17 protein-coding genes and 2 pseudogenes are annotated in these 21,490 nt (G+C 70.4%); 7 read left to right on the top strand and 12 right to left on the bottom strand.

Features of this window, described 5'->3' with window-relative positions; genetic code table 11:
• Window positions 1–79: 79 nt before the first annotated feature.
• Both AB0F98_RS20625 and AB0F98_RS20630 read right to left on the bottom strand, forming a co-directional pair.
• A complete protein-coding gene (locus AB0F98_RS20625) occupies window positions 80–733 on the bottom strand; it encodes an HAD family phosphatase (RefSeq protein WP_357737613.1) in 654 nt (217 codons plus the stop codon).
• Between the two features lie 137 nt (window positions 734–870).
• The gene (locus AB0F98_RS20630; protein ID WP_357737572.1) at window positions 871–1,644 is read right to left on the bottom strand and encodes a neutral zinc metallopeptidase; all 774 of its coding nucleotides are present in this window, start codon (window positions 1,642–1,644) and stop codon (window positions 871–873) included.
• An 86-nt stretch (window positions 1,645–1,730) separates the two neighbouring features.
• On the opposite strand from AB0F98_RS20630, the gene AB0F98_RS20635 reads away from it, so the two are divergent.
• Window positions 1,731–2,540: a methyltransferase domain-containing protein gene (locus tag AB0F98_RS20635; RefSeq protein WP_357737574.1), complete on the top strand. Its 810-nt coding sequence runs from the start codon at window positions 1,731–1,733 to the stop codon at window positions 2,538–2,540.
• A gap of 44 nt (window positions 2,541–2,584) precedes the next feature.
• Here AB0F98_RS20635 and AB0F98_RS20640 read toward each other — a convergent pair whose 3' ends face one another.
• Window positions 2,585–3,103, bottom strand: coding sequence for a GNAT family protein (locus AB0F98_RS20640; RefSeq protein WP_357737576.1), 519 nt, complete (start codon window positions 3,101–3,103; stop codon window positions 2,585–2,587).
• 115 nt (window positions 3,104–3,218) lie between these two features.
• A pseudogene (locus tag AB0F98_RS20645) lies at window positions 3,219–3,589 on the bottom strand (DUF664 domain-containing protein).
• Between the two features lie 529 nt (window positions 3,590–4,118).
• On the opposite strand from AB0F98_RS20645, the gene AB0F98_RS20650 reads away from it, so the two are divergent.
• A complete protein-coding gene (locus tag AB0F98_RS20650; RefSeq protein ID WP_357737578.1) occupies window positions 4,119–4,325 on the top strand; it encodes a hypothetical protein in 207 nt (68 codons plus the stop codon).
• 295 nt (window positions 4,326–4,620) lie between these two features.
• On the opposite strand, the gene AB0F98_RS20655 is transcribed toward AB0F98_RS20650, so the two are convergent.
• Window positions 4,621–5,805, bottom strand: coding sequence for a low temperature requirement protein A (locus AB0F98_RS20655; protein ID WP_357737580.1), 1,185 nt, complete (start codon window positions 5,803–5,805; stop codon window positions 4,621–4,623).
• A gap of 878 nt (window positions 5,806–6,683) precedes the next feature.
• Here AB0F98_RS20655 and AB0F98_RS20660 point away from each other — a divergent pair.
• Both AB0F98_RS20660 and AB0F98_RS20665 read left to right on the top strand, forming a co-directional pair.
• Window positions 6,684–7,304, top strand: a complete 621-nt coding sequence (locus AB0F98_RS20660) for a hypothetical protein (RefSeq protein ID WP_357737582.1) — start codon at window positions 6,684–6,686, stop codon at window positions 7,302–7,304.
• A gap of 135 nt (window positions 7,305–7,439) precedes the next feature.
• Window positions 7,440–8,683 (top strand): annotated as a pseudogene (locus AB0F98_RS20665) (IS256 family transposase).
• A gap of 219 nt (window positions 8,684–8,902) precedes the next feature.
• Here the strand turns inward: AB0F98_RS20665 and AB0F98_RS20670 are convergent.
• The gene (locus AB0F98_RS20670) at window positions 8,903–9,163 is read right to left on the bottom strand and encodes a hypothetical protein (protein WP_357737584.1); all 261 of its coding nucleotides are present in this window, start codon (window positions 9,161–9,163) and stop codon (window positions 8,903–8,905) included.
• Between the two features lie 464 nt (window positions 9,164–9,627).
• Between AB0F98_RS20670 and AB0F98_RS20675 the strand changes: the two genes are divergently transcribed.
• Entirely contained in the window at window positions 9,628–9,804 is a 177-nt protein-coding gene (locus tag AB0F98_RS20675) for a tyrosine-type recombinase/integrase (protein ID WP_357737615.1), read from the top strand.
• Window positions 9,805–9,916: 112 nt separating this feature from the next.
• Here the strand turns inward: AB0F98_RS20675 and metH are convergent, their stop codons facing one another.
• Window positions 9,917–13,432 (bottom strand): methionine synthase, encoded by a 3,516-nt coding sequence (gene metH, locus AB0F98_RS20680; RefSeq protein ID WP_357737586.1) that lies wholly within the window; start codon window positions 13,430–13,432, stop codon window positions 9,917–9,919.
• 258 nt (window positions 13,433–13,690) lie between these two features.
• On the opposite strand from metH, the gene AB0F98_RS20685 reads away from it, so the two are divergent.
• Together AB0F98_RS20685 and AB0F98_RS20690 are read left to right on the top strand one after the other, a co-directional pair.
• Complete coding sequence (locus tag AB0F98_RS20685) at window positions 13,691–14,560, top strand: PAC2 family protein (protein WP_076471866.1); 870 nt, start codon at window positions 13,691–13,693, stop codon at window positions 14,558–14,560.
• 202 nt (window positions 14,561–14,762) lie between these two features.
• Window positions 14,763–15,560 (top strand): GntR family transcriptional regulator, encoded by a 798-nt coding sequence (locus tag AB0F98_RS20690; RefSeq protein WP_355143212.1) that lies wholly within the window; start codon window positions 14,763–14,765, stop codon window positions 15,558–15,560.
• 110 nt (window positions 15,561–15,670) lie between these two features.
• Here AB0F98_RS20690 and AB0F98_RS20695 read toward each other — a convergent pair whose 3' ends face one another.
• The 5 genes from AB0F98_RS20695 to AB0F98_RS20715 all read right to left on the bottom strand — a co-directional run bounded on the left by AB0F98_RS20695 (window position 15,671) and on the right by AB0F98_RS20715 (window position 20,523).
• A complete protein-coding gene (locus tag AB0F98_RS20695) occupies window positions 15,671–16,600 on the bottom strand; it encodes a 2-hydroxyacid dehydrogenase (protein ID WP_357737589.1) in 930 nt (309 codons plus the stop codon).
• A 352-nt stretch (window positions 16,601–16,952) separates the two neighbouring features.
• Entirely contained in the window at window positions 16,953–18,191 is a 1,239-nt protein-coding gene (gene mshC / locus AB0F98_RS20700) for a cysteine--1-D-myo-inosityl 2-amino-2-deoxy-alpha-D-glucopyranoside ligase (RefSeq protein WP_357737591.1), read from the bottom strand.
• Between the two features lie 106 nt (window positions 18,192–18,297).
• Window positions 18,298–19,116, bottom strand: coding sequence for an SCO1664 family protein (locus AB0F98_RS20705; RefSeq protein ID WP_357737593.1), 819 nt, complete (start codon window positions 19,114–19,116; stop codon window positions 18,298–18,300).
• Window positions 19,113–19,682, bottom strand: coding sequence for a DUF3090 domain-containing protein (locus AB0F98_RS20710; RefSeq protein ID WP_357737595.1), 570 nt, complete (start codon window positions 19,680–19,682; stop codon window positions 19,113–19,115). The genes AB0F98_RS20705 and AB0F98_RS20710 overlap by 4 nt, the downstream gene beginning before the upstream one ends.
• Before the next feature lie 130 nt (window positions 19,683–19,812).
• Window positions 19,813–20,523, bottom strand: a complete 711-nt coding sequence (locus AB0F98_RS20715; RefSeq protein WP_357737597.1) for a histidine phosphatase family protein — start codon at window positions 20,521–20,523, stop codon at window positions 19,813–19,815.
• Window positions 20,524–21,490 lie beyond the last annotated feature (967 nt).

The raw sequence follows: 21,490 nt of genomic DNA on the forward strand, positions 1-21,490 counted from the left end.
GGGACCGCCCCGCATCGGGGCCACCGAGGGCCCCGCACGAGCTCCACGGGGCCCCGCCGACCGGTGGGGCCCCGGCGCGTCACCGGCCGGCGGTCGGCTTACCGAGCAGCGCGGCGAGCAGCTCCAGGTCCACGGCGGTCAAGCTTTCGAGCTGGTGTACGCCGTCCGTCGGCGGCAGCGGCACCTCGCCGGGTACGGCCAGCACGGCGGCGCCGGCGGCCAGGGCGCTGGCCACCCCCGTCCTCGAGTCCTCGATCGCCACGCACCGCTCGATCGGCACACCGAGCAGCCGAGCGGCGGTCAGGTACGGCTCCGGGTGCGGCTTGGTCGCGACCACCTCGTCGCCGCAGACCACCACGTCGAAGCTGTCCCGCCCGAGGGTCTCCAGGGCCACCTCGACCAGCGGCCGGCCGCTGGAGGTGACCAGAGCCGTCGGGATGCCGGCCGCGCGTACCGCCTTCAGCAGGGCCATCGCCCCCGGCCGCCAACGCAACCCGGAGCGGAACAGCTCCAGGATCCGCGCGTCGATCCACGCCGCGCTGACCGCCGGATCCCGCTCCGGCTGGCCGAGATCGTCGTGGAGGATACGCATCGAATCGGCCATGGCCGTGCCGATGATCGCCTTACGGGCGGCGTCGGACAGCGTGCCGCCGTACGTCTCGGCGAGCTCCTGCAACGCGACGTCCCACAGCTTCTCGCTGTCGACCAGGGTGCCGTCCATGTCGAAGAGCACGGCGGCGGGATGACGGCTGGTGTTCGGATCCTCCACGGACATGCCGGGATCCTCTCAGGGGCATCCCGGTTCGGTCGTCGCGGTGCCCGCCCGGGTGACCCACGCAATCGCCCGGCCCACCGCGGCCTAACGGCCGATCAGCGGAGGTCGCAGGCGGCGAGCGACCGCTCGTAGCCGCGGAAGAACGACTCGGTGCGCTGCTCCGCGGTGCCGTGCGAGCCCTCGGCGAACCAGGGCTGGTCGGGGTCGTCACCGACCGCCGCCAACCCCTCCCGGAACTCCTCCAGATCGCCCTCGCCGAGGGTGAGCAGACGGGACCGCACCGAGTCGCCGAGGTACGCCCCGGCCATACAGTCGGCCTGCAACTCCTGCTGGATGGTGAAGCTGTAGCGGATGCCGAGGCGCACCTGGATGCCGTGGGCGTACTCGTGGCCGAGCAGGTAGAATACGAACGCGTCGCCGACCTGCCGGAACGCGGCCACCGACCAGGCCACGTCGTACGCGATGAAGTCGCCCTGCGAGCAGTAGACGGCGTTGTTGCGGGGCAGCGCCTGCCCGCCGCAGGAGACCTCACCGGCCCGCTGATAGGGAATGATCCGGCGGATCGGCTGGAACCGCTCCCCCGACGACCGGAACTGGGCCGCCCAGTAGCGCTCGGCCACGGCCTCCGCGTCGGCGACGTCCTGGGCGAACTCCTCGACGCTGGTGGTGCCGTCGGCGCGGGTGGTGGCCGTGCCCGGCGCCGCCGTCGGCTCGACCGGCGCCGGCTCGCGGCCCTGCGGGTCACCTACACCGCCCACGAAGCAACCGCCGACCGCGACGAGCGCCACCAGCAGCCCCGCCAGCGGCCCTCGGAACCGACCTGTCGACCGTCCGTCCACATCGTCCTCCCCGGCAGCGTGCTCGCGCACGCGATACCCCGACGGTACGTGCGCCATGCCCGCCGGGGGCACAGCGCGGCGCCCGGCATGTCAGGAGTGCGACCAGGGTCACGTCGATGACCAGATTCGACGATCATGAACATGGACGGTGGGCGGGGCGCGCCGAGGCGTACGCGCGCAGTTTCGGCCGCCTCTGCGCGTACCCGGCACCCGCTCTGCTGGACGCGGCGCAGGTGGACGCCGGCACCCGGCTGCTGGACGTCGGCACCGGGCCGGGCACCGTGGCGGCGCTCGCCGCCACCCGCGGCGCCACGGTGACCGCCGTGGACGCCGAGGCCAGCATGATCGCCAAGGCCCGTACGGCCCGTCCGGCCGGCCACTTCGCGCAGGCCGTGCTGCCGCTGCTGCCCTTCCCCACGGGCGTCTTCGACGCCGCGGTGGCGAACTTCGTGATCAACCATGTCGGCGATCCGCAGGCCGCTGTCGCGGCGCTGCGTCGGGTGGTACGCCCCGGCGGATGGGTGGCGGTCACCGTCTGGCCCCACCCGCAGCCACCGCTGCAACGGCTCTGGGGGCAGGCGTACGAGGCCGCGGGCGGGCCACTCCGACCGGACCTGCCGCGGGTGGCCGCCGACCGGAACTTCGACCGTACGCCCGCCGGCCTGACCGGGTTGCTGTGCGACGCGGGCCTGGACGCGGTGCGGTGCGAGACGCTGTCGTGGGTGCACCGCACCGACCCGGAGGACTGGTGGGCCGGACCGGCCGCCGGCATCGGTCAGCTCGGGCTGTTGCTCGACGGCACCACGACCGAGTTCCGCCGGCAGGCCCGGCACGAGTACGAACGGGTGACCGCCGCGTACCTCGACGTGGACGGGCTGCTCAACCTACCCACCGCGGCACTGCTCGCCACCGGCCGCCTGCGGTGACCCGGCCCGGCCGCTCTCCGCGGGCCGCTCGTAGTAGCCGTTGATCAGGTCGGTTTCGTCATCCGCGGCGTAGAGACGTCGAGACGTGTCTCGTACCGGTAGAGCTCCCCGTTGGTGCCTGCTCGGCGGAAACCGGCACGTTCGAGGGTCCGCTGGGAAGCGACGTTGTCCCCGGTGGTGTCGGCGACAACTCGGGTCGACCCGTGATCGGCCGCGACGTTCAACAGTGCGACGAGTGCCTCCGCCGCATAGCCGTGACCACGGGCTGACGAGACAAGGCCGTACCCGACCTCGACACATCCGTCGACCGGCTGCCCCTTGAATCCGATTCCGCCGATGGCCTTCCCGTCGGCGATCCGGGTGATCCGGTAATGCCCGAAAGGGCGCTGCTCCCCGTGGGCGGCGGTGGCTTTGAGGAAGGCCATGACGCCGAAGACGTCACCGTCGAACGGAAAATCCTCGGCCCAGGCGTCCCCGGCTCCGGCGCGCCGCCCGACGATGCGTTCACCCTCTGCTGCGTCGATGGCGTACAGGCACAGCCGCTGCGTTCGAAGTTCGATCACGGGCAACAGCGAAGCAGCCCTCGACACACCCCACAAGCCGATTACGCCACCTCGGCAGAGCCCGACATCGCCGGCAGCCGGCAGGCCTCACGTCGGCGGCTGGGGCCTGTCACGTTCAGGCGTGCGTTGCAGGAACGTCGTGGTCGGGCTTGGCGACCGCCGCCTTGGCGGCCCGGTCGATCCTCACGCGTTGGGCCGCCCAGAACGCCGCATCGCGCTGAGTGTCCGCGTAGCGGGCTGCGGTTCCGGTCGAGCCGTCGAGTTGTTCGCGCAGGATGTCGGCGTGTCCGGCATGCCGGTTGCCTCGCCGAAGTAGCGGGACTCCCAAATCGACAGATGCTCGACCAGGCCGAGGAGGTTGGTCCCGGTCAGGGTCAACGGACGGCGGATGTCGTACTCGGGCACCCCGTCGAGCTTCCACAGCATCGTCTCGCGGATCTCTCGCAGGCCGCTGTGCAGGTACTCCTTCGCGAACTCATCGATCACAGTGCACGAGCCCGCCATCGACCGTCGGCGGTCTCAACCCGGTCCAGCGCGGCCGTCGGACCAACAGGCGAGCGTTGCAACACCCGTAACGGCCTAGCGACGGCCAGGCAGGCCACCGAAAGTGGATCGCTCAGCTCAGACGGGGTGGCAGCCTCACTTGGCGTTGTATTGATCTCGCTGATGGGCGTAGCCGATCAGACTGGACGAAACGCCCTGTGACCTGGACTCGGACAGGTCATCGACGGTCATCCGTGGTCGCTGCTGGTTCACCTCAGACGGCCTGGAGACGGCCTGATCTTGAGGGCTCGCGCGTAGTTGTCCGGCAGGTGAGCCGAACCCGGGTGTGCAACGATGGTCGGCATGTCGACTCCACGAAAGGGCAATGCCGCGTAGGCGCCCCGCACAACTGCGTGCCGACTCCATCTACCGGCGACCGCTCGATGAGTCAACCTCCGTCATCCCCGGGCTCTCGGCCCGCGGCTTGAGAGCCATCGCCTACCTCGAACGCACCCGCCTGTGGAACCAAACCGTGTCTGATGCACTCCGGACCTGGTCATGGTTCGTGCGCCACCCATGGCATCGACTGTGGGACCCGACGGCCGGCTGCGGAGTGATGGAGTGCTGCCCTAACCCGCCCGAGCTGCGCTGGATCCTGGACGTCGCCGTTGCCGTCCTGCCGCCGAAGGATGCCCGAACCCTCCGCAAGCAGATCGCGGCCCTCGATGAGCTGTGGTGACTCGTCGCAACGGCATCTCGTCGGGCTCGGCCCGCGAGTAGACCCCTCGTTTGTAAGTTCTGGGCAGCCTTCGGACCGCGTCCATCCCCGGTCGGCCCGTCCCCGTCCGACACGCTAGGAGCACGTGATCGTGCGCCGTCGTCCGTCATCGTTGCTACAGGCGCTGCTACACCCGGCATTCGCCGGAACCAGCGGATTAAGAGGCATATCCATAGTCACGGTCCGACGAGCGTGACCTCGGTCGTGGTGGGAGCCAGTGTCGGATGCGATCCGGAATCGCCTGCCTCGGTTGCTGTCACCGTTGCTGTCGGGTTGACCCGGTCGGCGAGGGTTCCTCACGTGGGTGCTTCCGCCCGCGTATCGTGTCCCACGCCGCGACCCCGGCCAGGACGGTCGCTGCGGTGCTGGTGACGATCAGCGACGGCAGGCGGACCATCACCAGCGCCAAAGCGGCAAGCGCGAGAAGTCCGACGACCCGGGACGCGGACACCCGGGCGAACACCTCGTACTCGAGACGGGACCGCCCGGCCAGGAACAGCGCGGGCCCACCCAGGATGACCGCGAGCCACAGCGGATCCTGGTGTCCGACCGGATGGTCGATGACCAGTGCGTGGCCGACGCCGGTGGCGAGGATGCCGGTCATGATGACCATGTGGGTGTGGAACGCAGACCGACCGAGGCGGGCTGAGCTGGGGACGGCCTCGAGGGCGGCGGGCAACACCGTCCCAGCGCGGTGGAAGTAGATTCGCCACATCAGCATCGTGGTGGCGAACGACACGACGCTCGGCACCACCCGATCGGGGGTGAACTCGCCGGCGAACGTCAGTCCCGTGAGCAGGATCGACTCGCCGAGCGCGATGACGATGAACTGCTGATAACGCTCGGCGAGGCGCTCGCCGGCGAGCCTCCAGTCTTCGATACGGGAGCGGCCAACTCCCGGAACGGGCCAGCCGAGTTGGAGTCCCGTGTAGTCCAGCGCCAACGCCAGCGTCCACAGGACCCCGCGCGCAGGACTCTGCGGGAAGAAAACCGCCCCGGCGATCCAGGGTACGGCGGATACCGCTGCCCAGCAGAGTATCCGCGCGCAGCGGTGCCGTTCAAATTCGTACCGGCCGAGCAGGAGGACGAGGGGCTTGCCAAGTTGGATGGCGACGTAGGTGACCGCGAAGACCACGCCTCGATCGCCGAACGCGAAGGGCAGCGTAACCGCCATGATCATGCTGCCGAACATGACCAAGACGAGCGCGAGCCGGATCGCCCGATTTCGCGGATCGTAGGAGCTGGTCAGGACCGCCGCGCGGACCCAGGCATACCAGAGGGCCAGCAGCAACAACACCGTCTGACCGAGTTCTGGCAGAACGACCCGCCGCTGTGTGGTGAAGTCCGCGATCAGCCGCTCCGAGATCCGGGTGAGCGCGAAGACATAAACCAGGTCGAGAAGGAGCTCACCCCCCTCGCGGCCACGGAGCAGACCACGCACGCCACCGACCGTCATCTTCCGCCCGTTCCCGTCCGCCTCGCGCCACTATTGACGCAGTCGTACCACGCCGGTCAGGGCCTCCGACGCGGATAGGCGGAACCCTAGGGGGCTGACTAATCCGCTGCGACACCCACTCGGCGGCCCCCGCCCGGCGCGCATGTCGCGCACAGCCAACGATCGACGACCCAGGTCATGCGACTTCGGTCACTGTTTGGGAGGTGTCAATGCCTCCCCGACATACCCAGCGTCTGACCTGCCATCCCGTCTGCCGTCGACCCGCCCTCCTGGGGAGCGGGCCACCGCCCGGCCCGCCATCGTCAAGCGGACCTTGACGGCTCGTACGGACGCTGGCGGGCCGGGCGGTGGTCTGCTCGGCTCGCCCGGGTCGATGGCAGACGGGATGGCCAACCGCAACCACCCACGGACCGCGACCCGCCGACGCAGCCCCGGCCATCCTGGAGCCGGAGCGCCCCCGCCGGAGGCGCACTAACCGCAACCCGGCGAATCGCCGCCAGCTCGCCGACGCGGCCGCGTGCGCTCCCCTGCGCCGCGCGGGCTCGTGACCGCGCGGCCCGGCCGGCTGCCGGCCCACCACAACCACCGGTCAACGGTCTGTCGCTATGCGGCGGCCCCTCCGGGCTTCCCGCCCTTCGCGCCAGCCGCCGGGCGTCCGGCGTGACGGCCGCAGAGCGACAGCGGCCGCGGCCGGCGCGCGCCTTGGCGGCGGCGTGTGCGGCCCGTTGCGGGCCGCCTTGAAGACGCACAGAAACTTTGAACGGGGATTCTGGGGAGGTGTGTCCGGTCTCAGGACCTGCGTGACTGATCGTTCTAAGGACCTGCGTGACACTTCTTGCCGAGCAGGGCTCATCATGAGAGGCATGGCTGCACCCCAGCCCGCCGCTCCCAATGCCCTTGCCGAGGCGGTCCGACAAGAGTTGTTTGCCGCTGGCCTGCACGTACTGCCTCGGGAGGCCTTCCCTAGCACCGGTGTCTCGGTTGAAGGCAATGATGATGAGCCAGGGGTATGGATCGCTTGGATGGTCAGTGACGCCTTGGGCGACGCGGCCGTCAGGGCCCTCCAAGCGGGCGCTTACCGGCGCGACGGCTCGGAGATGCATCCCGCCATCCGGCATTCCTCGGTGGTCAAGTTGGCGATGACTGCGGCGATTGCGGAGATTCTTGAAGCTGCTGGATTCCGGGTGGAGCGAGACGCCGATGACTATCGGCCGGGTGAGTTGCTGGTGCTGGACCGGCAGTCCGGGCCCACCTGGCGTGACCCGGTAGGTCCACCGCTCGCTGGCCTAGGCGGGTACATGCCCGGCGTGCGGGTGCGGCTCACTGACGGCGAGTATGCCGGGTCCATCACCACGGTCAGGGAAGCTTGGCATACAAGGTCGCTGGAAGAGCCGCCAGATGTGTATCTCGTCGAGCATCCGCTTGGCAGCGGCGAGATCCAAGTCCCCGCGTCGGCCGTCGCGCTTGTCTGTGAGGACAACTAGCGGCCGGGGGGTCGATGGGCTGCGTCCAGGGAAGTGGTGTACGACTTGCCCGTGATGGGCGTGTTGCGTAGATAGGAGACGGCCACCGCGCGATCCTTCGAGACGGCTAAGTCGAACGAAGGAGAGTGATGCACGATGGCCGCATCTGAGAGTGTGAACCCTGTTGACCTGCTGTGCGAGCAGATTGCGGGCGCGTCGCCGGATCTGTTGCAGACGATGATCAAAACGTTCGCGCAGGCAGTATGTCCGCGGAAGCGGACGCGATCTGCGGTGCCAGCTACGGGCAGCGCAGCGATGAGCGGGTCAACTCCCGCAACGGCTACCGGCAGCGCGAGTGGGACACCCGGGCCGGCACGATCGACCTGGCGATCCCGAAGCTGCGGCAGGCCTCCTACTTTCCGGACTGGCTGTTGACGCACCGGCGGCGGGCCGAGCAGGCCCTGGTGTCGGTGGTGGCCACGAGCTATCTGCTGGGGGTGTCGACGCGGAGGGTGGAGAAGCTGGTCGAGCAGCTCGGTATCCGGCAGCTGTCCAAGTCGCAGGTCTCGGAGATGGCCGCCCACCTGGACACCCAGGTTGAGGCGTTCCGCAACCGACCCCTCGACAGCGAGCACTACACGTTCGTGTGGATGGACGCTCTGACGATGAAGGTCCGCGAGGCAGGCCGCACCGTCAACGTCCACGCGCTGATCGCTGTCGGGGTCAACGCCGACGGTCAGCGTGAGGTGTTGGGCCTCGATGTGGCTTCGGACGAGGACGGCGCCGGCTGGCTGGCGTTCCTGCGCAGCCTGACCGCACGTGGTCTGACCGGGGTGCGGCTGGTCATCTCCGACGCCCACGCCGGCCTCGTGGCCGCCATCGGCGCCGCGCTGCCCGGGGCCTCCTGGCAGCGATGCCGCACTCACTACCTGCGCAACCTGCTGACAAAGGTGCCGAAATCAGCGCAGCCGTGGATCGCGACCCTGGTCCGCACGATCTTCGACCAGCCCGACGCCGACGCCGTCCGCGCCCAGTTCGACCGGGTCGTGGCCACGATCGAAGCGAAGTTCCCCACCGCGGCCGAGCACCTCGACGCCGCCCGCGACGATCTCCTGGCCTTCACAGGCTTCCCCCGCGAGATCTGGCGCCAGATCTGGTCCAACAACCCACAGGAACGGCTGAACAAGGAAATCCGTCGCCGCACCGACGTCGTCGGGATCTTCCCGAACCGGTCGTCGGTCATCCGCCTTGTCGGCGCGGTCCTCGCCGAGCAGACCGACGAGTGGACCGAAGGACGCCGCTACATGGGCCTGGAACTCCTCGCCAAAGCCCGCCTCATCACCGTTCAGCCAGACCAACACGACACCGACCAGCCCAACCCCACCCCGATCGCCGCATAACATCAGACCGGATCCCGCGATAGCCGTCTCCTACACCACCAGCGCGGACGCGACCGGTCGATGAGGGGAGCGCATGCTGACTGTCACCCATGTCCTGATACCGATCTGTCACGCACGCCCCGAGACCGGACATCGCCGGCAGCCGGCGATCGCGCCCACAAGCCCTGTTCAGGCGTCCGCGGGAACCGCTCTCTCTTCGAGATACGCAGAGCCTCGCTCTCAGGCCCGCATGCTGACTCGGAGCCGGCGCGCGAGTCTCGGGATGGTCAGCTCGTCGAGTTGTCCGTCCTCCACGAACGCCCATTCCGCGATCTCACCGTCCCGGGAAGAGACGGCTGAGAGCTGGTCGGCGGTGAGCGTGCCGCCGTCGAAGACGAAAAGGAGTTTGTCGCCCTCATCCGGCCTGGGAGCCCAGTCGACTGTGAGAAGGGGTCCGATCGTGAAGAAGATCGTCAGCAACCCGTTCTCCGCCAAGACCATCCAACGCCCTCGACCCGTTTCAAACAGGGTGCAACCCTGGTCGGTCGATCGACTCACAGGGTTTCGGGCGAAAATGCCGGACCGCTACCGGGTCACCGTCGACCTCGGCGCAGGCTGCGGACTGCGTCAGGGCGAGATCTTCGCGGTGAGTCCTGCGGACCTGGGTGCTGCTCGCCCTCTGCTCACCGTCAACCGACAGATCAAACTCGTTCGCGGCACGCTGATCTTTGCTCCGCGCAAGGGCGGCAAGACCCGAGAGGTTCCCCTACCCGATTCGGTGGCCCGCCGCCTGGAAGCTCACGCTGCCAAGTACGAGCCTGTAGAGGTCACCCTCCCGTGGGGAACCCCAACCGGCGAGCCGACGACCGTCGAGCTCTACCTGACGATGCCGGTCGAAGTTCAACCCGGGCGTCTGGAAGCCTGCGATCCGCGCGACCGACGTGCCGGACGACCGGCGCAACGGGATGCACGTGCTGCGGCACACCTACGCCTCGGTACTCCTGGACGCCGGGGAGAGCATCAAGGCCCTCTCGGCCTGCCTCGGTCACGCAGATCCCGGGTTCACACTCCGGACCTACACCCATCTCCTGCCCAGCAGTGAGGACCGTACCCGCCGGGCCCATCGACGAGGCGTTCGGTGAGTTCCAGGCCCCGGTTGACGGCCCGAACGTCGGTGACGGCCTGGAGACGGCATGATCATGATTCTGAGGCGGCCGAAGGGGGTGGAAGTGCAGGTCAGAGCACCTGCCCCGACTATTTGGCGTTGAAGTAGCTTGCCTCCGGGTGGTGCACCACGATCGCGTCGGTGGCCTGCTCCGGCATCAGCTGGAACTCCTCCGACAGCTGCACGCCGATCCGGTCCGCGCCGAGCAGCTCCACGATCTTGGCGCGGTCCTCCAGGTCGGGGCAGGCCGGGTAGCCGAACGCGTACCGGCAGCCCCGGTAGTCGTTGCGCAGCAGGCCGGCCAGGTCCGCCGGGTCGTCGGCGGCGAGCGTACGCCCGCCGGGCAGCGTCAACTCGGCGCGGACCCGCTTGTGCCAGTACTCGGCGAGCGCCTCGGTGAGCTGCACGGACAGTCCGTGCACCTCCAGGTAGTCGCGGTACTCGTTGCGGGCGAAGAGTTTCGCGGCGTACTCGCTGATCGGCTGCCCGACCGTGACCAGTTGCAACGCCACCACGTCCGGCCCGTCGCCGCGGGGACGGAAGAAGTCGGCCAGGCACAGCCGACGCTCCTGCCGCTGCCGCGGGAACGAGAACCGGGCCCGCTCGGCGTGCCCGTTCTCGTCCAGCACCACCAGATCGTTGCCCTCCGAGTACGCGGGGAAGTACCCGTACACGACAGCCGCCTCGAGCACCTGGTCGGCGATGAGCCGGTCCAGCCAGTAGCGCAGCCGCGGCCGCCCCTCGGTCTCCACCAGCTCCTCGTAGGACGGACCCTTCCCGCTCCGGGCGCCACGCAGCCCCCACTGGCCGAGGAACGTGGCCCGCTCGTCCAGCAGCGCCGCGTAGTCGGCCAGGGGTACGCCCTTGACGACCCGGGTGCCGAAGAACGGCGGGGCGGGGACCTCCACGTCCACGGCCACGTCGGAGCGGACCGAGGCGTCGTCCAGCGGCGGCAGCGACTCGGTGACGATCGCCCGCTGCCGCTCGCGGCGGGCCCGACGGGTGGCGAGCGCCGCCTCCCGGTCCGCGTCGACGACCGGTACGCCGCCACGCTTGGCCGCCATCACCCGGTTCATCAGGGACAACCCCTCGAACGCGTCCCGCGCGTAGTGCACCTGCCCGGGGAACATCGACCGCAGGTCGTCCTCGACGTACGACCGGGTGAGCGCCGCGCCACCGAGCAGGACGGGCCAGCGCTCGGCGACCCCGCGGCTGGCCATCTCGGCCAGGTTCTCCTTCATGATCACCGTGCTCTTGACCAGCAGCCCGGACATCCCGATCGCGTCGGCGCGGTGCTCCTCGGCGGCGTCGAGGATGGCGCTGATCGGCTGCTTGATGCCGATGTTCACCACCTCGTAGCCGTTGTTGGACAGGATGATGTCCACCAGGTTCTTACCGATGTCGTGCACGTCGCCGCGCACGGTGGCCAGCACGATGCGCCCCTTGCCGCCGTCCTCGACGGCCTCCATGTGCGGCTCCAGGTACGCCACCGCGGTCTTCATCACCTCGGCGGACTGGAGCACGAACGGCAGCTGCATCTGCCCGGAGCCGAACAGCTCACCGACGACCTTCATCCCGTCGAGCAGGATGTCGTTGATGATCGACAGCGGCGAGCGCCCCTCGGCCATCGCCGTGTCCAGGTCGGCCTCCAGGCCGTTGCGCTCACCGTCGATGATCCGCCGCTTGAGCCGCTCGTCCAGCGGCAACGCGGCCAACTCCTCGGCCCGCCCGGCCCGCGCCGAGGCGGCGTCGACCCCCTCGAAAAGCTCGATGAAGCGCTGCACCGGATCGTACCCCTCGCGGCGCCGGTCGTAGACCAGGTCGAGGGCCGCCTCGCGCTGCTCATCGGGAATCTTCGACATCGGCAGGATCTTGCTGGCGTGCACGATCGCCGAGGTCAGCCCCGCTTGCACGCACTCGTGCAGGAAGACCGAGTTGAGCACCTGCCGGGCGGCCGGGTTCAACCCGAAGGAGATGTTCGAGATGCCGAGAGTGAAATTGACCCCCGGGTAACGGCGGGCGATCTCCCGGATCGCCTCGATCGTCTCGATGCCGTCGCGGCGGGTCTCCTCCTGGCCGGTGGCGATGGGAAAGGTCAGCGCGTCGATGAGGATGTCCGAGCGGTCCAACCCCCAGCGCCCGGTCAGGTCATCGATCAGCCGCGCCGCGACCCGCACCTTCCAGTCGCGGGTACGGGCCTGCCCCTCCTCGTCGATGAGCAGCGCCACCACCGCCGCACCGTGCTCCTGCACCACCGGCATCACCCGCGCGTACCGGGAGTTCGGGCCGTCGCCGTCCTCGAAGTTCACCGAGTTGACCACGCAGCGCCCGCCGAGCATCTCCAGTCCGGCCTCGATCACCGCCGGTTCGGTCGAGTCCAGCATGATCGGCAGGGTGGACGCGGTGGCGAACCGGCCGGCCAGCTCCCGCATGTCGCGGGTGCCGTCCCGGCCGACGTAGTCGACACAGAGGTCCAGCAGGTGCGAGCCGTCCCGGGCCTGGCTGCGGGCGATCTCCACGCAGGCTCGCCAGTCCTCGGCGAGCATGGCCTCACGGAACGCCTTCGAACCGTTCGCGTTGGTCCGCTCCCCCACCATCAGCACCGAGGCGTCCTGGGCGAACGGCACCGGGTGGTAGACCGACGAGACACCGGGCTCGTGCTGCGGCGTGCGCGGCGCGGCGGTGGCCCCGTGCAGCCGCTCGGCCAGCACCTGGATGTGCTCCGGGGTGGTGCCGCAACAGCCTCCGACCAACGAGACGCCGTACTCGGCGACGAAGCGCTCCAGCGCGTCGGCCAACTCCACCGGAGTGAGCGGGAAGTACGCCCCGTCGGCGGTGAGCACGGGCAGGCCGGCGTTCGGCATCACCGAGAGCCGGGTCCGCGAGTGCTGGGAGAGGTAGCGCAGGTGCTCGCCCATCTCAGCCGGCCCGGTCGAGCAGTTCAGCCCGATCAGGTCCACCCCGAGCGGCTCGATCGCCGCCAGCGCGGCACCGATCTCGCTGCCCACCAGCATCGTGCCGGTGGTCTCGACGGCGACGTGACAGATGATCGGCACCGTCCGGTCGAGCTCGGCCATCGCCCGCTTCGACCCGACGATAGCCGCCTTCACCTGGAGCAGATCCTGGCAGGTCTCCACGATCAGCGCGTCCGCGCCGCCCTCGATCAGCCCGGCGGCGTTCTGCTGGTAGGCGTCCCGTAGGTCCGCGTAGCCGGCGTGGCCGAGGGTGGGCAGCTTCGTGCCCGGGCCGATGGAGCCGAGTACGAACCGGGGACGCTCGGGCGTGCTGTGCGCGTCGGCGGCCTCCCGGGCGATCCGGGCGCCGGCCTCGGACAGCTCGCGGATCCGGTGCGGGATGTCGTACTCGCCGAGGTTCGGCAGGTTGGCGCCGAAGGTGTTGGTCTCGACGCAGTCCGCGCCGGCGGCCAGGTACGCCTCGTGCACACCCCGGACCACGTCCGGCCGGGTCACGTTGAGGATCTCGTTGCAGCCCTCAAGCCCGTCGAAGTCGTCCAGCGTGAGGTCGGCGGCCTGCAACATCGTGCCCATCGCCCCGTCGGCGATGAGAATCCGGTCGGCCAGCGCGTCGAGCAACGAAATCCGCACGGCCTAAGGCTAGTGCGGAAGTGGGCGTTCCGATCCTCCCCGGCACGCTGTCCCACATTCTGTCAGCGGGATCACTCTGTCCGGTTCGACCGCCGATGACCGGTCGGCAGTGGCCCTGACCGGCGCGGCCGCCGGGCCGCACGCCGGAGCGGGACGTAGGCTGACGGACGTGAAGGAGAACAGGGACGCCACGATGCACCACCGGCGGACGACCGGGCGCGTCCCGGCCCGCCGCCACGAGCACAGTGAGGTGACGGCGTGACCGAGTTCGACGGGCTGCCGGTGCTGCGTTCCCCGGTCGCCATCGCCGCGTTCGAGGGCTGGAACGACGCCGCGGACGCGTCCACGGCGGCGGTGGAGCACCTGGAGCAGGTCTGGCAGGCCCGGCAGGTGGCCGAGCTCGACCCGGAGGACTTCTACGACTTCCAGGTGAGCCGGCCGACGATCACGATGGCCGAGGGCGAGACACGGCGGGTCGAATGGCCCACCACCCGCTTCATGGTCGCAAGTCCGGAGGGCACCGAACGGGATGTGGTGCTGATCCGGGGCATCGAGCCGAGCATGCGCTGGCGGACGTTCTGCGAGCAGGTGCTGGAGATCTGCCACAGCCTCGAGGTCGAGCGTGTGGTGCTGCTCGGCGCGCTGCTGGCCGACGTGCCGTACACCCGCCCGCTGCCGATCAGCGGCAGCGCCTCGGACGCGCAGGCGGCCGAGCGCTACCAGCTCACGCCCACCCGCTACGACGGGCCGACCGGCATCGTCGGGGTCCTGCACGACGCGTGCACCCGCGCCGAGGTCGACGCGGTCTCGTTCTGGGTGCACGTGCCGCACTACGCGAACAATCCGCCCTGCCCGAAGGCCACCCTGGCGCTGCTGCACCGGGTCGAGGAGGTGCTCGATCTGCCGGTGCCGATGGCCGACCTGGCCGAGGAGGCCGCCGAGTGGGAGCAGCGGGTACGCAACGCCGCCGAGCAGGACGCCGAACTCGGCGAGTACGTCCGTGAATTGGAGGAACGCGTCGGGGACGCGGGCATCACCCCGCTGACCGGCGACGAGATCGCCCAGGAGTTCGAGAAGTACCTGCGCCGCCGCGGCGGGTCCGCCGGTCCGACGGCCGGCTCCTGGTAAGCCGCCGCTCCCCCGCTTCGCGCCCGGGCGGTACGACTTCTGGTCGTACCGCCCGGGTTTTTTCATGTGGTCGACGCCCGCACGGCCACGGCGCAGCTCGGCCGCCGTCCGTGCCAGGGCTCGTCGGCATCGTGTGTCGGGGTGGCGCACCCCACCCCGACTAGGACATCCTAGGAACCTAGATGTGATCAAGGAGGCGGGCATGCAGATCAATCCGGGGGCGGCCGAGTTCCCGCACCGGCAGATCGCCGCGCAACTCACGACGCGGATCCGGCGCGGGGACTGGGCGCCGGGCGAGCGACTGCCGTCCATCCCGGCGATGGCCGAGATGTTCGGCGTCGCGAAGCAGACCGTGCAGCGCGCCGTCGACCAGCTGCGGGTCGAGGGCGTGCTCATCACCAAACCGGGCTCCGGCACGTACGTCCGGGGCACCCGGCGGCGGCTCAACCGCCTCTCCCGGGGACGGTACGGCGGGTTCCGCGGCTACCACACCGACCTCGCCGCGCGGTACCGCCAGCAACTCGTCTCGGTCGGTCGCTCCCCCGCCCCGGCCGAGGTGGCCGACGCCTTCGGCGTACCCGACGGCACGGAACTGATCTGCCGCCGGCACCTGGTCCGCACCGAGGACTCCCCGGTCGAGGTCGGCGCCTCCTGGTTCCTGCCCGCCGACGCGGCCGGCACCTCGCTGGAGCGGGCGGAGGCCTTCGGCCGGCCGCTCTACCAGGAGGCCGAGGAGGCCACCGGTCGGCGGTACGTCACCGCCACCGACACGATCAGCGCCCGCCAGCCCAGCCGGGAGGAGTCGGAGACGCTGCAGATCCGGCCCGACACGCCCGTGCTGCACCTGCTGCACGTCGCTTACGACGGCGCGCGCAAGCCGATCGAGGTCGCCCAGGCCACCTGGCCCGGCCCGATGACCACCCTCACCGAGGAGTACCGGATCCCCGCCCCCGCCCCGGACCCGGACCCGGACCCGGACCCGGGGCTCGTCCTCGGCTGAGCCCATGCCTCGCATGCCGCGTTGGCGAGAGCGCGGACGACGGCACCGCCGCGTCCGTACGACGGGACGGACAGGGTGCCTACCGCCACCCGTCCGTCCCGGTGCGGTGCTCAGTACCCGCCGGTGACCTGGTTGCGCAACGGCTCACCGGCCAGGTAGCGGCGCAGCTGCGCGGCCACCAGCCGGTACACGCGCGGCAGCAGGCCGTGGACCTGGGCACCGACGTGCGGCGTGATCAGGACGTTCGGCAGATGCCACAGCGGGTCGCCGGGCGGCAGGGGTTCCGGGTCCGTGACGTCGAGCACCGCCGAGATTCGCCCGGTGGACAGTTCGGCGAACAGGGCCGCCGGGTCCGCGACCGGGCCGCGAGCCGCGTTGACCAGCATCGCGCCGTCCGGCATAGCGGCGAGGAAGCGGGCATCCACGAGTTGCCGGGTCTCGGCGGTGAGCGGCACGAGCAGGACGACGATGTCCGCGGCGGGCAGCAGGCGGGGCAGGTCGGTGACGGCGTGCACCCGCTCGGCCGGACGCGCGGTGCGGGCCACGAAGGTCAGCTCCACCTCGAACGGAGCCAGCCGGGCCGCCACCGCCGACCCGATCGAACCGGCCCCGATGATCAGTACGCGCTTGCCGGCGAGCTCGTCGGTCGGCAGGTAGGGCTCGGTGGTCCACACTCCCCGATCCTGGGCGCGCAGGAACGAGGGGAAGGCCCGCAGCTGCGACAGGATTCCCGTCACCACCCACTCGGCGGTGGAGGAGTCGTGCACGCCCCGGGCGTTGCACAGGGTCACCCCGGCCGGTACCCGGTCGACCCAGGCTTCGGCTCCCGCGCTCGGCAGTTGCACCACCCGAAGGTCCGGCAACTCGGTGATGAGTCGACTCGTGTCGTGGGGCATACCGATGAACGTGGGCAGCCAGAACTCGACTCCGTCCGGTGCCGACGGGAGGTTCTGCGGATCGTCGGCGACCTCGACCACCACGCTGTCGGGCAAGTCGCCAAGAACCGGAATACCGAACTTATGAGGAATCCACACCTTCACGTCGGCCGACGCTAGCCAACCCAGGCTGTTCGATACCTGCCAGGCCACCGGAATGTGCTGGTAAACAGCATGTGAGGTCGGTCCTAGCGGAATGCCCGAAGCGCCGGATCGACGCCGGAAAGCGACCCGACGCCCTGCCCCCGGACGCCGGCGAGCCGCGCCACGACGCCGACGCCCCCGGTCCACGAAAGAACCGGGGGCGTGAGCTCACCACGGGCCGGGCCGACCTCGCACCGGCCGCCCGTGGCTGCCGCTGCGCGACCGGGGGCCCGGCGGGGACGACAAGTGGCGGAGGACTCGGTCGCGGACCCACCCGGCCGGAGCCGAGCTGGTGGGCCCGGGGCGGCGGAGGTCAGAGACGGACGCCGAGCAGCGCGTCGACGGTGTCGGCGAAGAGCGCGGGAGCGTTCGGGTCGTCGCCGACACCGGCCAGGGCCTGCTCCGCCCACGCGTCGGCCAGCACCAGCGCACCGGGACTGTCGAGATCATCGGCGAGACGTGCGCGTACGCCCGCCAGCAGCTCGGCCCCGGACGGACCGGACGGCGCGGCGGCGGCCTGGCGCCAGCGGGCCAGTCGCTCCTGCCCGGCGGCCAGCAGCTCGTTGGTCCAGGTGCGGTCGCTGCGGTAATGCCCGGCCAGCAGCGCCAGCCGGACCGCCATCGGATCGACCTGGTCCGCGCGAAGCCGCGAGACGAAGACCAGGTTGCCGCGGGACTTGGACATCTTCTCGCCGTCCAGCCCGATCATGCCGGCGTGCACGTAGTGCTGGGCGAACGGGGCTTCGCCGGTCAGCCGCTCGGCATGCGCCGCGGACGCCTCGTGGTGCGGGAAGAGCAGGTCATTGCCGCCGCCCTGCACGTCGATGCGGTCGCCGAGCAGGTCGAGGGCGATCACCGCGCACTCGATGTGCCAGCCGGGACGCCCGGCGCCCAGCTCACCGCCCGGCCAGGAAGGCTCGTCCTCGCGTGCGCCACGCCACAGCAGCGGGTCGAGCGCGTCGCGCTTGCCGGCCCGGTCCGGGTCGCCGCCACGCTCCGGGAAGATCTTCAGCATCTCCGCGCGGCTGAGGTTGGACTCGTAGCCGAAGCGCGGCGAGGCGGAGGTGTCGAAGTAGACGTCGCCGGTGCCGTCGTCGAGGCGGTACGCGGCGCCGTCCTTGAGCAGAAGCTGCACCTTCTCGGCGATGTTCGGAATCGACTCGACCGCGCCGACGTAGTGCTCCGGCGGGATGATCCGCAGGGCCTCCATGTCCTCCCGGAACAGTGCGGTCTCGCGCATCGCGAGGACCTTCCAGTCCTCACCGTCGCGCGTCGCCCGCTCCAGCAGCGGGTCGTCGATGTCGGTGACGTTCTGCACGTACCGCACCGTCCGTCCGGCGTCGCGCCACACCCGCTGGACCAGGTCAAACGTGATCATGGTAGCGGCGTGACCGAGGTGGGTCGCGTCGTACGGCGTGATGCCGCAGACGTACATCCGTGCCACGTCGGCCGGGTCGCTCGGGTAGATGCCCTGCCGCGCCGAGTCGTACAACGCAAGCGGCTCGCCCCTACCCGGCAGCCGCGGCACCTCATGTCCCGCCCACGCTTCCATGCCGTCAGCCTATCCAGCCGCACGGCGACGTATGGCGGCGCCGCCGAGTGATCAACATGACAGCGGGCCACTCCCACCGCAGGCGGTGGCGTCGCTCACGGGTGCGTCAGATCGGCGGCCACGGGATGGCCGGCCACTCCTCCGGCGGCAGCGGGAACCGGCCACCGTGACGCAGCCGATCGATCCGGGACGTCAACTCCGCGATCTCGCTGATCGTGAGATGCTCGGCCAACTCCTCACCGAGCGCGCCGGTGACCTGGGCGGCGAGCATGTCGAGCACCTCCACCGCGTCCGGCGGCAGCTGCCGGCCCGCCCAGCCCCACAGCACCGTCCGCAGCTTCTCCTCGACGTGGAAGCTCACCCCGTGATCCACGCCGTAGATCCGGTCGTCCGGGCCCACCAGCACGTGCCCGCCCTTGCGGTCCGCGTTGTTGATGACCGCATCGAGCACCGCGAGGCGGGCGAGCCGCGGGTCGTCGGCATGTGCCAGGGCGTACGGGGTGCCGTCGTCGTCGCGCGCCGCCGCGATCGGGAACCAGCGGGGCGGCACCGCGTCGGCCGGCACGAACCCGACCAACGGCTCGGCGTCGGCGGGCTCGTCGATCCAGAGCTGGCAGGAGCCGGGACCGAACGGACCCTCCCGCAGTACGGTCGGCGGGATCAGATCCCACCCGGTGGCGCGGGAGACCAGGTACGCCGCGACCTCGCGTCCGGCGAGGGTGCCGTCGGGAAAGTCCCAGAGGGGGCGCTCCCCCCGCACCGGCTTGTACACGCAGTGGGCGCTGACCCCGTCGAGCGTCAGCACCCCGCGCAGCGTGGCGTTCGACGCCTCGACCAGCCGCCCTTCGAGGGTCAGCTCACCGTCACGTAGCAACCGGAGAGCGGCGCTGCCGTCCTGCCGTGGCTGGATGCCGGACGACGTCACCGGTGGTAACCGTTGTGCCGCGGGCAGAGATGCCCGGCGGGATCCAGCGGCTGGCCGCAGAGCGGGCACGGCGGGCGGCCGGCGTTGACCACCCGGCGGGCGCGCTCGATGAACTCGCGCGTCGCCTGCGGGGTCAACCGGACCCGCAGACGGTCGAGATCCTCGTCCGGCTCGTCGTCGGAATCCTCGTCGTCGTCGCCGAGCTCGACCTCGGCCTCCGCCTCGCCGGCGGCGATCGCCTCGATCACCACGGTCGCGGTGTCCACGTCGAAGGCCAGGCCGAGCGTGCCGACGCGGAACTCCTCGTCGACCGGCGTGTCCAACGGGTCGTTGTCACCGAGCGTCCTGGGGGCCTCGGGCAGCTCCACCCCGAAACGGCGTTGCGCCTCGGTAAGCAACTCCTCGAGCTTCTCGGCGAGCAGGGACACCTGAACCTTCTCCAGCGCGACGCTGACCAGCCGGCCTCCTCCGCGGGCCTGGAGGAAGAACGTCCGCTCCCCCGGAGGCCCGACGGTCCCGGCGACGAACCGCTCCGGCGGCTCGAAGGCGTGCACCTGGTGGGTCATACTCACGACCCTATCCGGCCCGTCACGGCGTCGCGCACCCCACCGACCCGAATCGCCACCGCGCGCCGCGTCCGGCCCTCCGCTGTGTGATGCCCGCCTCCGAGCGGCGTCACGGCCCGTACCGTAGTGATCATCGAGCGCTGCCGGCGCCGCCACCCACCGCCGCGTCCGAGTCGACGCGTCGGGGCGCCCGCCGCCGCTTGCGCTGCGGCGGAACCAGGCCGCTCAGGTCGCCACCGGTATCGTTCAGCCGGACCAGGAACGGCCGTAGCGGTGTGTACCGGATCACGGTCACCGACGCCGGGTCGGCCACGATCCGCTGAAAGAGATCCAGGTGTACGCCGAGCGCGTCCGCCACGATGGCCTTGATCACATCGCCGTGGCTGCACGCCAGCCAGAGCGCCTCGGGACCATGCTCGGCGGTGACCCGGGCGTCCCAGGACCGCACCGCCGCGACCGCGCGCGACGCCATGGCCGCCATCGCCTCCCCCTCGGGGAAGACCACGGCGCTCGGGTGCTGCTGGACGACCGGCCAGAGCGGATCCTTGGCGAGCTTCTTGAGCGGCTGTCCCTCCCAACTGCCGTACCCGCACTCGATCAGCCCCTCCTCGACCACCGGGGAGGCGTCCGGCAGCGCCAACTCCAGGGTCTGCCGGCAGCGGATCAGCGGGCTGGTCACCACGGTCGTCAACGGCAGGCCGCGAAGTCGCTCCCCCGCCGCGGCCGCCTGCGTCCGGCCGGTCTCGTCCAACTCGACCGGTTGCCGGCCGGCAAGGCCGCCGTCGGCGTTCGCGGTCGTCCGGCCGTGTCGCAGAAGCAGAAGGGTCGCCACGGTCACCACCCTAGGGCCTCCCTCACCGCGCCGGTCCACCGCGCGACCGGTGTCCCGCACCCGGAGCGCGCCTGCCCGCTCGACCGGCACAAGGGTCGGGGCCGTTCGGGTTCCTGAAGGCCACGTCGGTGCCCCCAGTGGTTGATCGACTCGGGTCGGGACGGTGTCGGTAGCCGGGGCGGTCGGGTTCCGACTCGGGTTCCTTGATGTCGGGGTGTCCGAGGCGTGCCGATGCCCCGACTTCGTGGAAGTCGAGTTGACCATGGGCGGGGTGTGGGGGTGGCTGGGTGTGGTGTCCGGTTTGCGCTCGGGGGATGCCGGCTGCGGTTGGATGGTCGGGCGTTTGCGCCGTGGTCGGTCGGGTTTCGCCGCCGATCTCTCGGCTGGTTGATCGGCTCGGCTGGCCCAGAGGCCGTGTCGAGCCTCCGGGGCCGATCGAGTCGGTTGGGACCGTGGGTGGTCGCTGGGTGGGTTGACTGTCTCGGGTTGGGACCGTGGGTGGTCTCTGGGTGGTTGATCGACTCGGGTTCCTTGATGTCGGGGTGTCCTGGGCGCCCGGATGCCCCGACTTCATGGATGTCGAGTTGACCATGTGTCGGGTGTGGGGGGCTGGGGGTTGTGGCCGGTTCGTGGGGGTGGCGGCCACTGGCTGCGGTTGGGTGTCGGGGCGGTTGGGTGGTCGGGCGTTTGCGTGGTGGTCAGTTCTGGGATCGGCGCCGGTCTCCGGGCTGGCTGGTTGGCCCGGGTGGTTCCGGAGGGTCGTGTCGGGGCCTTCGGAGGGTTGATCGTCCCGGGTCGGGGCCGTGTGGGTAGCCCCTTGGGGTTGATCGGGTCGGGTTGGGTCGGGGTTGTGTCGGTGGCCGCAGGTGTTGATCGAACTCGGACCGTGGGTGGCCTCTGGGTGGGTTGATTGTCTCGGGTTGGGACCGTGGGTGGGTCGCCGAGCAGGTTGATCGACTCGGGTTCCTTGATGTCG

It is taken from the genome of Micromonospora sp. NPDC023737 (genome assembly GCF_040639715.1).
In the GTDB taxonomy this organism is placed as follows: Bacteria; Actinomycetota; Actinomycetes; order Mycobacteriales; family Micromonosporaceae; genus Micromonospora.

Excerpts from the sequence above, each read along its gene's own strand:
- AB0F98_RS20710 (WP_357737595.1), bottom strand. The coding sequence starts at position 19,682 with ATGACCCACCAGGTGCACGCCTTCGAGCCGCCGGAGCGGTTCGTCGCC.
- AB0F98_RS20670 (WP_357737584.1), bottom strand. The coding sequence starts at position 9,163 with ATGGTCTTGGCGGAGAACGGGTTGCTGACGATCTTCTTCACGATCGGA.
- AB0F98_RS20660 (WP_357737582.1), top strand. The coding sequence starts at position 6,684 with ATGGCTGCACCCCAGCCCGCCGCTCCCAATGCCCTTGCCGAGGCGGTC.
- AB0F98_RS20690 (WP_355143212.1), top strand. The coding sequence starts at position 14,763 with ATGCAGATCAATCCGGGGGCGGCCGAGTTCCCGCACCGGCAGATCGCC.
- AB0F98_RS20675 (WP_357737615.1), top strand. The coding sequence starts at position 9,628 with ATGCACGTGCTGCGGCACACCTACGCCTCGGTACTCCTGGACGCCGGG.
- AB0F98_RS20635 (WP_357737574.1), top strand. The coding sequence starts at position 1,731 with ATGACCAGATTCGACGATCATGAACATGGACGGTGGGCGGGGCGCGCC.
- mshC (WP_357737591.1), bottom strand. The coding sequence starts at position 18,191 with ATGGAAGCGTGGGCGGGACATGAGGTGCCGCGGCTGCCGGGTAGGGGC.